This window comes from Mesorhizobium sp. M1182, from assembly GCF_040318335.1.
Classification (GTDB): Bacteria; Pseudomonadota; Alphaproteobacteria; order Rhizobiales; family Rhizobiaceae; genus Mesorhizobium.
On the sequence record NZ_JAMYMD010000038.1, the window covers coordinates 22,684 to 36,367 of the forward strand.

16 protein-coding genes are annotated in these 13,684 nt (G+C 63.5%); 7 read left to right on the plus strand and 9 right to left on the minus strand.

Translation table 11 applies throughout. The features are described from left to right. Positions 1-9 precede the first annotated feature (9 nt). From NKH33_RS28580 to NKH33_RS28590, 3 genes are read left to right on the plus strand one after another with little or no spacing between them, the layout of a single operon-like run. Positions 10-1,032 carry a fumarylacetoacetate hydrolase family protein gene (locus NKH33_RS28580; protein ID WP_352922656.1) on the plus strand — a complete coding sequence of 341 codons (1,023 nt, stop codon included), beginning with the start codon at positions 10-12 and terminating at the stop codon, positions 1,030-1,032. Beyond that, entirely contained in the window at positions 1,029-1,322 is a 294-nt protein-coding gene (locus NKH33_RS28585; protein WP_352922659.1) for a hypothetical protein, read from the plus strand. The genes NKH33_RS28580 and NKH33_RS28585 overlap by 4 nt, the downstream gene beginning before the upstream one ends. 4 nt (positions 1,323-1,326) lie before the next feature. Continuing rightward, entirely contained in the window at positions 1,327-1,881 is a 555-nt protein-coding gene (locus NKH33_RS28590) for a DinB family protein (RefSeq protein ID WP_352873211.1), read from the plus strand. Here NKH33_RS28590 and NKH33_RS28595 read toward each other — a convergent pair whose 3' ends face one another. The 3 genes from NKH33_RS28595 to hppD form a co-directional block, all read right to left on the minus strand. Further along, a complete protein-coding gene (locus NKH33_RS28595; protein WP_352542356.1) occupies positions 1,882-2,259 on the minus strand; it encodes a type II toxin-antitoxin system VapC family toxin in 378 nt (125 codons plus the stop codon). Then, positions 2,256-2,480 (minus strand): type II toxin-antitoxin system Phd/YefM family antitoxin, encoded by a 225-nt coding sequence (locus NKH33_RS28600; protein WP_352473643.1) that lies wholly within the window; start codon positions 2,478-2,480, stop codon positions 2,256-2,258. Before NKH33_RS28600 ends, NKH33_RS28595 begins: the two co-directional genes overlap by 4 nt. Before the next feature lie 69 nt (positions 2,481-2,549). Then, positions 2,550-3,665 (minus strand): 4-hydroxyphenylpyruvate dioxygenase, encoded by a 1,116-nt coding sequence (gene hppD, locus NKH33_RS28605; protein WP_352922662.1) that lies wholly within the window; start codon positions 3,663-3,665, stop codon positions 2,550-2,552. A gap of 141 nt (positions 3,666-3,806) precedes the next feature. Here hppD and NKH33_RS28610 point away from each other — a divergent pair, with 141 nt between their 5' ends. Continuing rightward, on the plus strand, positions 3,807-4,274 hold the full coding sequence (locus tag NKH33_RS28610) for an Lrp/AsnC family transcriptional regulator (protein ID WP_352922665.1): 468 nt from the start codon (positions 3,807-3,809) through the stop codon (positions 4,272-4,274). A gap of 262 nt (positions 4,275-4,536) precedes the next feature. Here the strand turns inward: NKH33_RS28610 and NKH33_RS28615 are convergent, their stop codons facing one another. From NKH33_RS28615 to aztA, 4 genes are all read right to left on the minus strand, one after another. Next, the gene (locus tag NKH33_RS28615) at positions 4,537-4,875 is read right to left on the minus strand and encodes a protein tyrosine phosphatase family protein (protein WP_352699058.1); all 339 of its coding nucleotides are present in this window, start codon (positions 4,873-4,875) and stop codon (positions 4,537-4,539) included. A gap of 123 nt (positions 4,876-4,998) precedes the next feature. Further along, positions 4,999-5,940, minus strand: a complete 942-nt coding sequence (gene aztC / locus NKH33_RS28620) for a zinc ABC transporter substrate-binding protein AztC (protein ID WP_352473647.1) — start codon at positions 5,938-5,940, stop codon at positions 4,999-5,001. Positions 5,941-5,962: 22 nt separating this feature from the next. Beyond that, a complete protein-coding gene (gene aztB, locus NKH33_RS28625; protein ID WP_352922685.1) occupies positions 5,963-6,838 on the minus strand; it encodes a zinc ABC transporter permease AztB in 876 nt (291 codons plus the stop codon). After that, positions 6,838-7,650, minus strand: a complete 813-nt coding sequence (aztA, locus tag NKH33_RS28630) for a zinc ABC transporter ATP-binding protein AztA (RefSeq protein WP_352922669.1) — start codon at positions 7,648-7,650, stop codon at positions 6,838-6,840. Before aztA ends, aztB begins: the two co-directional genes overlap by 1 nt. Before the next feature lie 211 nt (positions 7,651-7,861). On the opposite strand from aztA, the gene NKH33_RS28635 reads away from it, so the two are divergent. Continuing rightward, positions 7,862-8,206, plus strand: a complete 345-nt coding sequence (locus tag NKH33_RS28635) for a RidA family protein (protein ID WP_023674415.1) — start codon at positions 7,862-7,864, stop codon at positions 8,204-8,206. Between the two features lie 117 nt (positions 8,207-8,323). On the opposite strand, the gene hutC is transcribed toward NKH33_RS28635, so the two are convergent. Then, positions 8,324-9,085 carry a histidine utilization transcriptional repressor HutC gene (hutC, locus tag NKH33_RS28640; RefSeq protein ID WP_352682124.1) on the minus strand — a complete coding sequence of 254 codons (762 nt, stop codon included), beginning with the start codon at positions 9,083-9,085 and terminating at the stop codon, positions 8,324-8,326. Then, entirely contained in the window at positions 9,082-10,434 is a 1,353-nt protein-coding gene (locus NKH33_RS28645) for a formimidoylglutamate deiminase (protein WP_352922672.1), read from the minus strand. Before NKH33_RS28645 ends, hutC begins: the two co-directional genes overlap by 4 nt. A 98-nt stretch (positions 10,435-10,532) precedes the next feature. On the opposite strand from NKH33_RS28645, the gene hutI reads away from it, so the two are divergent. Together hutI and hutH are read left to right on the plus strand one after the other, a co-directional pair. Then, positions 10,533-11,768: an imidazolonepropionase gene (gene hutI / locus NKH33_RS28650; protein ID WP_352922687.1), complete on the plus strand. Its 1,236-nt coding sequence runs from the start codon at positions 10,533-10,535 to the stop codon at positions 11,766-11,768. Beyond that, positions 11,765-13,300 (plus strand): histidine ammonia-lyase, encoded by a 1,536-nt coding sequence (gene hutH / locus NKH33_RS28655; RefSeq protein WP_352473653.1) that lies wholly within the window; start codon positions 11,765-11,767, stop codon positions 13,298-13,300. The genes hutI and hutH overlap by 4 nt, the downstream gene beginning before the upstream one ends. Positions 13,301-13,684 lie beyond the last annotated feature (384 nt).

Below are 13,684 nucleotides of genomic sequence, written 5' to 3' on the forward strand. Positions count from 1 at the left end.
GGAGGACGCATGAAGCTTGCCACATTGAAGGACGGGACGCGCGATGGAAAGCTCGTCGTCGTCTCGCGCGACCTGACGCGGTTTACCGACGCTTCGTTCCTGGTGCGGACGCTGCAGGCCGCACTCGACGACTGGCATCGCATCGCGCCGCATCTCGCTGCCATGGCCGAATCGCTTGAGAATAATGCGGTGCCGTCTGTCCGCTTTCACGAGCATGACGCCCATTCGCCGCTGCCGCGCGCCTATCAATGGGCCGACGGCTCGGCCTATGTGAACCATGTCGAGCTGGTGCGAAAGGCGCGCGGCGTCGAGATGCCGCCAAGCTTCTGGACCGACCCGCTGATCTACCAGGGCGGCTCAGACTCCTTTCTCGCACCGCGCGACCCGATCCGGATGGCCGACGAGGCCTTGGGCATCGATATGGAAGGAGAGGTCGCCGTCATCGTCGACGATGTGTCGATAGGCGCAAGCCTCGATGAGGCGCGGGCGGCGATCCGGCTCGTCATGCTGGTCAACGATGTAACGCTGCGCGGCCTGACCGGACCCGAGCTCGCCAAGGGGTTCGGCTTCTACCAGTCGAAACCGTCATCGGCCTTTTCGCCGGTTGCGGTGACGCCGGACGAGCTGGGCGATGCTTGGGACGGCGGCAAGGTCAGCCTGCCGCTGCTGGTCGATCTCAACGGCAAGCCGTTCGGCCGGGCGAACGCCGGCATCGACATGACCTTCGACTTTCCGGCGCTGATTGTCCATGCCGCAAAAACGCGGCCGCTGGCCGCCGGCACCATCGTCGGTTCGGGCACCGTCTCCAACAAGCTCGACGGCGGGCCGGGCAAGCCTGCCTCGGCGGGCGGCGCCGGCTACTCTTGCATCGCCGAGTTGCGCATGATCGAGACCATCGAAGCCGGCGAACCGAAAACGCCGTTCCTGCGCTTTGGCGATAGCGTGCGCATCGAGATGAAGGACAGGGGCGGGCATTCGATCTTCGGCGCCATCGAGCAGAAGGTCGAGCGGTACGAGGGGGCAAGAGCATGACGGGCGAGACATTCTATCTGCTGTGCGGTGTCTGGGCCCTTGTCATGCTGGCGATCTTCATCCGGGCGATCCGCCTGAGCTATTGCATCGAGGCGCGCTCGCCCGGCCTGACCAACCGCAGCGGCTTTCCGCGCAAGGCGATGATGTTTCACACCGTCACCAACACGAATGTCGCGCTGGACCAGGAAACGCAAGCCATGCGGCGGCGCATGATCAGGCTGCTGCTGATTGTTTTGGCTGGGTTTGCGCTTCTATGGGCGGGTGTGTCGCTATTCCGGGTCGCGCCGTGAAGTCATGGACCTGCTGAACCATTTTCGGCGCATGGCAGCCAACAATCTCTGGTCGAACGACCGGCTCTATCGTGCCGTGCTGCAGCTTGAGCCCGACGAATTCGAGGCTGAAAGGATAAGCTTCTTCCCCTCGATCAAGGCAACGCTCAATCACATCCTGGCGGTCGATCACCTCTATCTCGATTTTCTCGAAGAGGGCGGCGTCGGCGCCGCCGCCCATGACGATTTTGTGCCGTTCAATGATGCCAAGGCGCTTTTTGTTGCACAGGCGGAGGCCGATCGGCGGCTGATCGCCTTTTGCGGCCGCCTGTCGGCGGACGATCTCGAGCGCCGCGTTCTCACCGACCGGCGCGAGGACGGCATGATACCGGAACGGATCGGCGATCTGCTCGCCCATCTCTTCATCCACGACATCCATCATCGCGGCCAGGTGCACGCGATGCAGTCCGGCACCTCGGTGAAACCGCCGCAACTCGACGAGTTTTTCCTCGATTATGATCTGACACTCAGGAAAGCCGAGGTCGAGAGGTTGGGCTTGCGAGACCAACTGCTTGGATAATCATGCCAAAGCCACATCGTAACGGGCGAAATGCGGGTCGGATGTCAGGATGGTGAGGTTCTCCACTTGCGCCTGCGCAATCAGAAGTCTGTCGAACGGATCACCATGGTGGTGGGGTAGGCCGCCGACGGCGTTCGCGTGCTGGAAGGTTACGGCGAGCGGCTGAAATTGCATCCTTGGAAGCAGCGCTGGCAGATCGTCCGGCGCATTAAGTTTTCTGATCGAACGTTTGATGGCAATTTCCCAGACGCTTGCCGCGCTCGCGAACACCACCGCTTCCGAAGCCAGAATGACGCGGTGGTGCTCGCTAAGACGTCGATCGTCCGAAATCGACCAGAGGATGATGTGTGTGTCGGCGAGAAACGGGCCGACCGTCATTTCACGTACTCATCCCACTCGGGACCGAGTTCATCAAAATCGTCCGCAATCCAGATCTTGCCCTTCAACGCGCCTATACGCGGCAGGGGTTCGGCCACTGCCGGAGGTACGATACGCGCCGCCGCCTTGCCGTGGCGTGTGAGCACGATCTCCTCGCCGGCTTCCGCGCGGCTGACGAGTTCCGACAATTTGGCCTTGGCTTCGGCAATTGAAACATTCATGACTCGATCCTTTATGACCAGAATTTAGGTCATAATTGATCAAACCACAAGGCACCTCGGCCGAGTTGGCTACGCTGCCTTGCCGTCCACCTTCAGCACGCCGCGCTTGATCTGGTCCTGCTCGATCGATTCGAACAAAGCGCGGAAATTGCCCTCGCCAAAACCTTCGTCGCCCTTCCTCTGGATGAACTCGAAGAAGATCGGGCCGATCACCGTCTTGGAAAAGATCTGCAGCAGGATCTTGGTGGTGCCGCCGTCGACGACGCCTTCGCCGTCGATCAGGATGCCGTGCTTTTTCATACGTTCGATCGGCTCTTCATGGCCGTTCACGCGGGCATAAGACATGTCGTAATAGGTCTCCGGCGGGCCCGGCATGAACTTCAGGCCGTTGGCGGCCAGCCTGTCGGTGGCGCCGTAGATGTCGTCGGTGCCGACGGCGATGTGCTGGATGCCCTCGCCATTATACTTCTTCAGATATTCGGCGATCTGGCTGGTCTCGTCCTTGGACTCGTTGAGCGGAATGCGGATCTTACCGCACGGCGAGGTGATGGCGCGGCTGACCAGGCCGGTGATCTTGCCGTCGATGTCGAAGAAATGGATCTGCTTGAAACCGAACAGGTCGCGATAGAAATCCCACCACTTGTCCATCTGGCCGCGATAGACATTGTGGGTGAGGTGGTCGAGGTAATAGAAGCCGACCCCTTCCGGCTTCGGGTCACGCTCGCCCAGCCAGTCGAACTCGGCATCATAGGCCGAGCCCTTCTCGCCGTAGGTTTCGATGAAATAGAGCAGCGATCCGCCGATACCGACGATCGCCGGCACATCGAGCGTCTTGTCGTTGCCTTCATAGGGCGTCGCGCCCTTGGCCACCGCGTGATCGAAGGCATGCCTTGCATCGACCACCCGCCACGCCATCGAGGCGGCGCAAGGGCCGTGCTTGTCGACGAATTTCATGGCATGCGAGCCGGGTTCGGCATTGACGACATAGTTGATGTCGCCCTGCCGCCAGACGGTGATGTCCTTGCTGCGGTGCTTGGCCACCGGCACATAGCCCATGCGGGTGAACAACTCGGCGAGCTTTTCCGGCTCGGCATGCGCGAATTCGACGAACTCGAAGCCGTCGGTACCGGCGGGATTGGTTTTGCTGATCGTGGCGGGCGGTGCGTCGTGCGGGAAGGGACCCATGGCAGTGTCCTCCAAAGCTGTTGTTGGCCGGGAAAGGCCATCTCAACACAATGATAACGCGGACGCGGTGCATGGTGCTTGCATTCAAACGCTTGAAATGATCAGATAATGCGTGAATTGTGCATATGTTTGGAAAAATCCATGGATGACGCGCGCATCGACCGGTTTGACCGCAAGATAATGGCTCTGCTGCAGAGCGATGCACGGCTGACCAACAACGATCTGTCGGAACGGGTGAACCTGTCGGCGTCGCAATGCTCGCGCCGTCGCCAGCGGCTGGAGGAGGGCGGTTATATCAAGGGCTACCGGGCGGTGCTCGACCGCGACAAGCTCGGTTTTTCCCTGGTCAATGTCATCTCGGTGACGCTCGCCACCCACAACCGCGACAATGCGCGGCGCTTCGGCGAATTGGTGGCGCGGCTGCCGCAAGTGCAGGAAGCGCACGCGCTGACCGGCGAGATGGATTATATATTGAAAGTGGTGACGCCCGATCTCAAATCATTGTCGGAGTTCGTCAACGGCGTGCTGCTGCCGCACGAATCGGTGCAGCACGTGAAGACGGCGATCGTGCTTGAGACATTGAAGGAAACCGGCGCGCTGCCGATTTAGCCCAGACGGCTTTTCGTTAGATATGGCGGAGGGACAGCACCCAGGACAGCGCCCCCCTCTGGCCTGCCGGCCATCTCCCCCTCAAGTGGGGAGATTGGCAGCTCTGACCTCGCTGCCCACTCCGCAACGCTGAAAATTGGCGAAAGCCAACGCGACATCCAATCTCCCCACTTGAGGGGGAGATGTCCGGCAGGACAGAGGGGGGTGTGAAGGATCGCCACAGTGCGGAACTTGACTTCCTCCGCTCGGAACGTGAGGCCTCTCACCCCTTCGACTGCTTGATCAGCCCATAGAGATTGGTGCAGCGGGCGCCGGAACGGCAATAGGCGAAGACCGGGCCATCAAGCTCATCCAGTGCCTCGGCCTGGTCTTCGACATTCTCGGCGGTGATCTGGCCGCTGATGACAGGGATGTAGCGGAAGGCGAGCCCGGCGCCCTCGACTGCCGCTTTGACGGTGTCGGCCGATGGCTGGCCGGGCTGCTCGTCGTCTGGCCGGTTGCAGATCACGCTCTTGAAGCCGGCGGCCTTGATGGTCGCGACATCTTCGGGCTGGATCTGGCCGGAGACCGAATAGTCCTCGCTGATCTGACGGTATTCCATGGCTGGGGTCCTCACAATCTGGCTAGCGGCAGTCTTGCCACTCCCGGACCCGGTCGGCAACCGCCATTAGATAGAAATCCGGCCGGGCAATTTCAGCCCGACCGGATGGAGTGACTAGACAGCTCAGCTGCCGAGGATCGCGCCTTTGATCTGGGCGATGTTGTTGTGCATCAGGTCGATATAGGTCGCGGCCGGGCCGTCGGGCTGCGACAACGCATCGGAATAGAGCGTGCCGCCCACCTTGATGCCGGTCTCGCTGGCGATCTGCTCGATCAGCCGCGGGTTGGTGATGTTCTCGACGAAGATCGCCGCCGCCTTGTCCTGCTTCACCTGGCTGACCAGCTTGGCGACGTCGGCGGCGGAGGGCTCCGACTCGGTCGACACGCCTTCCGGGGCCAGGAACGTCAAGCCGTAGGCCTGCTCGAAATAGCCGAAGGCGTCATGCGAGGTGATGACGACGCGCTTCTCCTGCGGGATCGACTGGATCGCCGCCTGCACTTCGCCCTCAAGCGCCTCGAGCTTTTGCGTATAGGCGGCTGCATTGGCCTTGTAGCTGTCGCAACCCGCAGCGTCGGCCGTGCAAAAGGCGTCGGCGATGTTCTTCACATAGATCTTGGCATTGGCGATCGACTGGAAGGCATGCGGATCGGTGACCGTCTTGCCGCCATCGGTTTCCGCGCCTTCGGCGGCATCGGCCTCGGCGAATTCGGGTTTGAAATTGATCGGCGTGACCCCCTTGGTCAGCACGGCAATCGAAGCCTTGGTGGCGCTGGCGTCGACCAGGCGCTGCAGAAAACCTTCGAAATGCAGGCCGTTGACCAGCACGATGTCGGCCTTGGCCATCGTCACAGCATCGGCGGGGCTCGGCTCGTAGACGTGGGCGTCGCCGTCCGGCCCGACGATGGTGGTCAGATCGATGCGGTCGCCGCCGACATTCTTGGCGAAATCGGCGATGATCGTGAAGCTGGCGACCACTTTCAACGGCTCTGCGAAGGCCGAAGATGCGCCAAAGGCGGTTAATGTTATAACGCTCACGGCCAAAGCGGCGCGGATCGATTTCAGCATGGACAGTTTCTCCTTGTTGGGATCAGGCAGTTCTGTGGCGGTGATGGACGATGCGGGCGCGCAGGATGCCGCGCGTGCCGAACAGGATCGAGGCGAAATAGACGACGCCGGCGGACAGGATGATGGCCGGGCCGGAGGGCAATGACGCATGGTAGGACAACAGCAGCCCGGCGATGCAGGAGGCAAAGCCGATTACTGTGGCCAGCACGCACATCGGCTCGACGCGCGAGGTCCAGAAGCGGGCCGCCGCTGCCGGCAGCATCATCAGCCCGACCGACAGCAAGGTGCCGAGCGCCTGGAAGCCGCCGACGAGGTTGAGCACGACGAGGCCGAGAAAGATGAAATGCACCGGGCTGCCCATCCGGCTGACCGAGCGCAGGAACAAAGGGTCGAGGCATTCGGCGATCAGCGCCCGCCAGAAGATGGCGAGGCTGACCAGCGTCACCACGACGATGCCGCCGATCAGCGTCAGCGCCTCGTTGTTGAGCGCCAGCACGGTGCCGAAGAGCACATGCATGAGATCGACGCTGGAGCCGCGGATCGACACCATGAGCACGCCGATGGCCAGCGAAATCAGATAGAAGGCCGCCATGGAGGCGTCCTCGCGCTGGATGGTGAAGCGCGAGACGGCGCCGGCGCCGAGCGCCACGATGATGCCGGCGATCAGTCCGCCGATCGTCATCGGCAGGATCTCCAGGCCATAGAACAGGAAGCCGGCGGCAGCACCCGGCAGGATGGCATGCGCCATGGCGTCGCCGGACAGGCTCATGCGCCGCAGCATCAGGAACACGCCGACCGGGCAGGCGCCGAGCGACAGCATCATCGAACCGGCAAGCGCCCGCTGCATGAAGGCGTAGTCGGCGAAAGGAGCGACGAACAGACCGTAAAGCACCTCCATCATGCCGCCCTCGGCCCGGAGCCGTGATAATGGTCGTGGTCATGGCCGTGCTCGTGGCCACTGTGCTCGTGATCATGCTCGCCGGGCTCACACCATGGCGCGTTGTCCTCCCAGGCTTCGTGGAAGCGGCGCGCGCGCAACAGATTCTCCGGCTGCAGCGTCTCCCTGGTCTCGCCCCAGGCGATCGGCTGGCGCGCCAGGAGCAGTGTTTCGGGGAAATTCTGCCGCACCAGATCGAGATCGTGGACCACAACCATGATCGTGCGTTCCTCGCCGTGCCAGCGCTTGATCAGCGCGATCAGGTCGCCGACCGTCTTGGCATCGACAGCGTTGAACGGCTCGTCGAGCAGGATGAGCTCGGCATCCTGCAACAGCACGCGGGCAAACAGCGTGCGCTGCAGCTGGCCGCCCGACAGTGTGTCGATCGGCCGCTTCTCGAAACCGCCTAGGCCGACGGCCATCAGCGCCTTGCTGACCGAGTCGCGGTCTTCCCTTGTATAGCGGCCGAGCATGCCGCGCCGCGGCCACAGGCCAAGCGAAACCAGGTCGACGACCCGGGCCGGAAAGGAGCGGTCGAGCTCCGATTGCTGCGGCAGATAGGCGGCGCGTACGCCGGGCGCCCGGATCACCGTGCCGGCCATCGGCTTCAGGACGCCGACAATGCCCTTCATCAGCGTCGACTTGCCGGAGCCGTTGGCGCCGACGACCGCCGTCAGCGATCCCTTGCGGATTGTTCCATTGAGGTGGTGGACCGCAGGATGGCTATTGTAGCCCAGCGTCAGGTCGCGGAAGGTCAGGCAGGTTTGGCTCATGTGACGATCCATGGGGCGATGATCGGTGCTGCAGGGGCGGATTCGATATGTGATGTTATTACATTAGTCAACAAGCCAATCGGGCGGAATTGCGGCCGGGCCGTCTTGTTGTGTGCTTTGGCTTGGCTCAAGAAGTTCCGCTCGAGCGGCCTTGCCCCCGGCGAACCCGGCCCCTAAACAGGCGCAGCGACAAGAGGAGAAGGAATATCCAATGAGCATTCGTCGTATCGATGTAGGCCCGCGCATGAGCCAGATCGTCATCCACGGCAACACCGTCTATCTGGCCGGTCAGGTCGGCAAGCCGGGCGGAAACGTCGGTGCCCAGACCAGGGACATTCTGGCGGCGATCGACGAATTGCTGGCCAAGGCCGGCACCGACAAAACCAAGATCCTGCAGGCGATCATCTGGCTGGCCGACATGAGCACCTTTGCCGAGATGAACGCGGAGTGGGACAAATGGGTGCCGCAAGGCAACACGCCGGCCCGCGCCACCGGCGAAGCCAAGCTTGCCGGACCGGAATATCTGGTCGAGATTATTGTTACCGCGGCGATTTGAGGGTCTTTACCCTCCCCCTCGAGGGTAGGGTCGGCGAGGTTGCACCGACCCCACCCCGCGTCACAAAATGCCGCCATGCGGCAATTTGCTCCGCGACCCTCCCCTCGAGGGGGAGGGTTACCCCCTTGACGGCGTGAACCGCGCCACCAGCGTGTGGTTCTCTGCCGCATAGGTGAACCGGACATGGGTGACGGGGTGCTCGGCGCTCCATGTCCGCCGCTCGATCACCAGGCACGGCGCACCGGTCTGGATGTCGAGCGCCGCCGCGATGTGCTTTTCGGCGGCAACGGCGCGAATCCGATGCTCGGCGGCACTCCACGGCACGCGCCCGATCAGCCACGGACCGGGCGCCGTGTCGAAAAACGCCTCTTCGACAGCCTCCGGCACGGCGGCCAGATTGATCAGCCGCTGCTCGTGGGCGAACGGCCGCTTGCCGGCGAAATGCCGGCATTCCAGCACCAGCACCGGCCCGGCGACGTCGAGTTCCAGCAGGGCGCGGTCGTCGGCGCTGCTGCGCCTTCTGTTTCGCGCCATGCGCTCATAGCGGTAGGGCAGGCCAAGTGCCTCGACCTCGATCCGGATGTCGTGGATTTCGAGAACGGCTGCCTGCGACTGCGGCTGGCGGACAAAACTGCCGGAGCGACGCCGGCGCTCGATCAGCCCGGCCTTGGCCAGTTGCGACAGTGCCTTGTTCACTGTCATGCGCGAACATCTGTATTCGGCCGTCAGTTCATGCTCGAACGGGATGCGGTGGCCGGGCGCCCAGGCACCCGACAGGATCCGTTCGCTGATGTCCGACAGGATGCGCTGGTGCAGCGAAAGAACCTCGCCGCCGTCCGCGCTTCCGGAATCCGCGCTTATTGTCCCGATCATGCTCATGCCGAAAGCGCCGTCATCACCTTGCGGAAGCGCTCGGCGATGGCATCGCGCCTGGCATGCATGCCGCCGCTGACCAGTTTCTTGCCATGCACCCAGACGCAATCGACCTTGGTGCCGTTGGCAAAAATCCAGGCATCAAGGATTGCATCGCCCGTCTTGCCGGCCAGCGATGGATGCTTGCCGTCGAGCGAGACGAAATCGGCCGAGGCACCTGCTGCGATCTGCGAGAGGCCGGCGCCCAGCGCGGCACTGCCACCATCGAGCGCGGCATCGAACAAAGCACGGCCGGTCGAGCCGCCGGCCACCGCCAGCACGTTGCGGGCGCGGTGGGCGAGGCGCTGCGAATATTCGAGCTGCCGCAACTCGTCCGGCAGGCCGATCAGTACGTTTGAATCCGAGCCGATGCCGAAGCGGCCGCCATGCTGCATGAACAAGGACGCGGCAAAGGTGCCGTCGCCGAGATTGGCCTCGGTGATCGGGCAGAGGCCGGCAACGGCGCCGCTTTTCGTCATTTGCACCGTCTCGGTCTCGGTCATGTGGGTGGCGTGGATGAGACACCAGCGCCGGTCGACCTTGGCGTTGGCAAGCAGCCATTCGACCGGCCGCGCCCCGGACCAGGCAAGGCAGTCCTCGACCTCCTTCATCTGCTCGGCGATGTGGATGTGGATAGGCCCCTCCGGCGCCATCACCGTGATGTCTTCCAGTTCCTCCGGTGTCACGGCACGCAGGCTGTGCGGGGCGACGCCGACGACGCCTTGATTCAGCGCGCGAATGGATTCTCGGCATTTCTCAACAAGCCGCGAGAACTGGTTCACATCGTTGATGAACCGGCGCTGGCCTTCATTTGGCGCAGCGCCGCCGAAAGAGGAATGCGCGTAGAACACGGGCAGCAAAGTCAGCCCGATGCCTGTCTCGGACGCTGCGGCAACGATGCGCTGCGCCATCTCGGCGATGTCAGCATAGTGCCGGCCGTCACGGTCGTGGTGGAGATAGTGAAACTCGCCGACGCGCGAGAACCCGGCCTCCAGCATCTCGACATAGAGCTGGGCCGCGACCGCCTCGACCTGGTCCGGCGTCATCGACAGCGCGAAACGGTACATCACCTCGCGCCAGCTCCAGAAACTGTCGGCGGAAGGGCCGCGCAATTCAGCAAGGCCGGCCATGCCGCGCTGGAAGGCATGGCTGTGCAGGTTCGGCATGCCGGACAAAAGGATGGCACGGCGCTCGTCGCCGGGCAGGAGCGAGGTATTCGCCTCGACCGTGGCGATCCTGCCGTCGGAGATGACGATCCGCACATTGCTGTGCCAGCCGTCGGGCAGAAGCGCCTGTTCTGCAAAGATTGCTGTCACGTTTTTCTCCAAATCCCGGTCTGCCGTGCCATGATAGCGCTTGCAGTGCCTTTTCATATGTATATACATAATCGTCACCTATTGAAACGGAAAAGATGATGGCTGCAGAGAGCAAAAGCCGGGCAGGGGAGGTTCGCCTCTGGCGCAATGCGCGCCTCGCGACCATGGCCGAAAGCAGCCCCGGGTCAGGCGTTGTCGAGCACGGTGCAATCGCCGTGCGCAACGGCCGGATCGTCTATGCCGGGCCGGAAGCCGACATGCCGGCGGCTCTCCGCGAGGGCGCCGAGGCGACCGACTGCGAAGGCCGCTGGATTACGCCCGGCCTGATCGACTGCCACACCCATCTGGTTCACGCCGGCAACCGTGCCAATGAATTCGAGATGCGGCTGGCCGGCGCCAGCTATGAGGAGGTTGCCAAGGCCGGCGGCGGCATCGTTTCCTCGGTCAAGGCATTGCGCGCGGCGAGTGAGGACGAACTGGTCGGCCAGTCGCAGCCGCGCCTCGACGCGCTGATCGCCGAAGGCGTCACCACCGTGGAGATCAAATCCGGCTACGGTCTCGACCTCCAAAACGAGAAGAAGTCGCTGCGCGCCGCACGACGGCTCGGCGGTGAGCGGCCGGTGACGGTCAGGACCACTTTCCTCGGCGCTCATGCACTGCCGCCCGAAGCAAAAGGCGACAAGGACGCCTTTATCGATCTTGTCGCCAACGAGATTTTGCCGGCCGTCGTTGCTGAGGGCCTGGCCGATGCCGTCGACGGTTTTTGCGAAGGCATTGCCTTTTGGCCGGAGCAGATCGCCCGCGTGTTCGATGCCGCAAAGGCGGCGGGCCTGCCGGTCAAGCTCCATGCGGACCAGCTGTCCAATCTGCACGGCGCCGAACTTGCGGCGCGCTATGGTGCGCTATCGGCCGACCACCTCGAATACACCGACGAGGCCGGTGCGGCGGCGATGGCGAAGGCCGGAACCGTGGCGACCATCCTGCCCGGCGCCTACTACTTCATCCGCGAGACCAAGAAGCCGCCGATCGCCTTGTTTCGCCAGCATGGCGTCAGGATGGCCGTTGCCACCGACAACAATCCCGGCACGTCGCCGCTGACCTCGCTGCTGCTGACCATGAACATGGCCGCGACGTTGTTCGGCCTGACCGTCGATGAGTGCCTTGCCGGCGTTACCCGCGAGGCTGCCCGCGCACTCGGGCTGCTTGGACAGACCGGTACGCTGGAGGCCGGAAAATCCGCCGATCTGGCGATCTGGAACGTCGAGCGCCCGGCCGAACTCGTCTACCGCATGGGCTTCAACCCGCTGCATGCCCGCATCTGGAGGGGACAATGACCGAACTCAAGCTAAGGCCGGGCAATGCCACGCTGGCCGATTGGCGCGCCATCTATCGCGGCGCCGCACTGAGGCTCGACGATGCCTGCCGGCCGAAGATCAAGGCCAGCGCCGAGGCCGTCGCCAGGATCGTTGCCAAGGGCGAGCCGGTCTATGGCATCAATACCGGCTTCGGCAAGCTGGCCAGCGTCCGCATCCCCGCCGCCGACCTGGAAACGTTGCAGCGAAACATCGTGCTGTCCCATGCCGCCGGCGTCGGCGAGCCGATGCCCGTCGCAATCTGCCGGCTGATGATGGCGCTGAAGCTGGCCAGCCTGGCACAGGGCGCCTCCGGCGTGCGGCCGCGGACGATCGAACTGCTCGAGGCGATGCTGGCCAACGACGTTATCCCCGTGGTGCCGGCGCAAGGCTCGGTCGGCGCTTCCGGCGACCTTGCGCCGCTGTCGCACATGACCGCCGTGATGATCGGCGTCGGCGAGTGCTTTACCCCGCACGGCCGCTTTCCCGCCAAGGTCGCCTTCGTTTCGCACGGCCTGGAGCCGGTGACACTGGGCGCCAAGGAAGGCCTGGCACTGCTCAACGGCACCCAGTTTTCGACCGCCTATGCGCTTGCCGCTTTGTTCGAGGCGGAAGTGCTCTACCAGTCGGCACTGGTCGCCGGCGCGCTGTCGACCGATGCCGCCAAGGGCTCCGACGCTCCGTTCGATCCACGCATCCATCTGCTCAGGAAACATCGCGGCCAGATCGAGACGGCCGAGGCGTTGCGCAATTTGATGGCCGGCAGCGCCATCCGTGAATCGCACCGCGTCGGCGACGAGCGTGTGCAGGATCCGTATTGCCTGCGCTGCCAGCCGCAGGTGATGGGCGCAGCACTCGACGTGCTCCGCAAGGCCGCCGAGACGCTCGGCACCGAGGCCAACGGCGTCACCGACAATCCGTTGATCTTTGCCGAGGACGACTCCGCACTTTCGGGCGGCAATTTCCATGCCGAGCCGGTCGCCTTCGCCGCCGACATGATCGCACTCGCCGTCTGCGAGATCGGCTCGCTGTCGGAGCGGCGCATCGCCATGCTGGTCGATCCGGCGCTGTCGGGCATGCCGGCCTTTCTCACGCCCAAGCCGGGTCTGAATTCCGGTTTCATGATCCCTCAGGTCACGGCGGCAGCACTGGTTTCTGAAAACAAGCAAAAGGCCTATCCGGCCAGCGTCGATTCGATCCCGACCTCGGCCAACCAGGAAGACCACGTCTCGATGGCGGCGCATGGCGCGCGCCGCCTCATCGGCATGGTCGAGAATGCGACGGCCGTCATCGGCATCGAATTGCTGGCCGCCGCGCAAGGCTGCGATTTCCACGCACCGCTGGCCTCGAGCGCGGCACTGGAGGCGGTGCGCCGGCTGGTCAGGGCAGAGGTGCCGCATCTCGACAACGACCGGCACTTCCACCCCGACATGGAGAAGGCCATCGCCATGATACGCAGCGGCGCGGCGGTGAAGGCCGCGGGTGCGGTGAAACTGCCGGGCGTTGCGTCATGAGGCGGTGTACCGTCACAGGCCGCGTTCTGTCGCGCCCCCCTCTGTCCTGCCGGACATCTCCCCCACAAGGGGGGAGATTGGCCATCATCGAGTCTTTCGCCAATCTCCAACGTTGCAGGATTGAGCGAAGCGGCGAAGCTACCGATCTCCCCCCTCGTGGGGGAGATGTCCGGCAGGACAGAGTGGGGCGCTGTCCCGCCAACCTCAGCCCGGCAACAAAAAACCCGCCTCAAAGGCGGGTCGTCGGGCCGAATCAGCACCATACCGAATTTAGTAGCATAGCTGCCGGCACAAAGCAAGAACAAAATGCGTTGCGAGCGATAAAAACCGAAGTCGGTGTTCAAGGACGATTGCAAAGTCGCGTTCCTTCGCGCGGAGACTTCC

Coding starts and splice junctions, on each gene's coding strand:
- NKH33_RS28595 (WP_352542356.1), bottom strand. CDS start 2,259: ATGACGGTCGGCCCGTTTCTCGCCGACACACACATCATCCTCTGGTCG.
- aztB (WP_352922685.1), bottom strand. CDS start 6,838: ATGGAGGTGCTTTACGGTCTGTTCGTCGCTCCTTTCGCCGACTACGCC.
- hppD (WP_352922662.1), bottom strand. CDS start 3,665: ATGGGTCCCTTCCCGCACGACGCACCGCCCGCCACGATCAGCAAAACC.
- hutC (WP_352682124.1), bottom strand. CDS start 9,085: ATGAGCATGATCGGGACAATAAGCGCGGATTCCGGAAGCGCGGACGGC.
- aztA (WP_352922669.1), bottom strand. CDS start 7,650: ATGAGCCAAACCTGCCTGACCTTCCGCGACCTGACGCTGGGCTACAAT.
- NKH33_RS28590 (WP_352873211.1), top strand. CDS start 1,327: ATGGACCTGCTGAACCATTTTCGGCGCATGGCAGCCAACAATCTCTGG.
- NKH33_RS28580 (WP_352922656.1), top strand. CDS start 10: ATGAAGCTTGCCACATTGAAGGACGGGACGCGCGATGGAAAGCTCGTC.
- NKH33_RS28610 (WP_352922665.1), top strand. CDS start 3,807: ATGGATGACGCGCGCATCGACCGGTTTGACCGCAAGATAATGGCTCTG.
- NKH33_RS28635 (WP_023674415.1), top strand. CDS start 7,862: ATGAGCATTCGTCGTATCGATGTAGGCCCGCGCATGAGCCAGATCGTC.
- NKH33_RS28585 (WP_352922659.1), top strand. CDS start 1,029: ATGACGGGCGAGACATTCTATCTGCTGTGCGGTGTCTGGGCCCTTGTC.
- NKH33_RS28600 (WP_352473643.1), bottom strand. CDS start 2,480: ATGAATGTTTCAATTGCCGAAGCCAAGGCCAAATTGTCGGAACTCGTC.
- aztC (WP_352473647.1), bottom strand. CDS start 5,940: ATGCTGAAATCGATCCGCGCCGCTTTGGCCGTGAGCGTTATAACATTA.
- hutH (WP_352473653.1), top strand. CDS start 11,765: ATGACCGAACTCAAGCTAAGGCCGGGCAATGCCACGCTGGCCGATTGG.
- hutI (WP_352922687.1), top strand. CDS start 10,533: ATGGCTGCAGAGAGCAAAAGCCGGGCAGGGGAGGTTCGCCTCTGGCGC.
- NKH33_RS28615 (WP_352699058.1), bottom strand. CDS start 4,875: ATGGAATACCGTCAGATCAGCGAGGACTATTCGGTCTCCGGCCAGATC.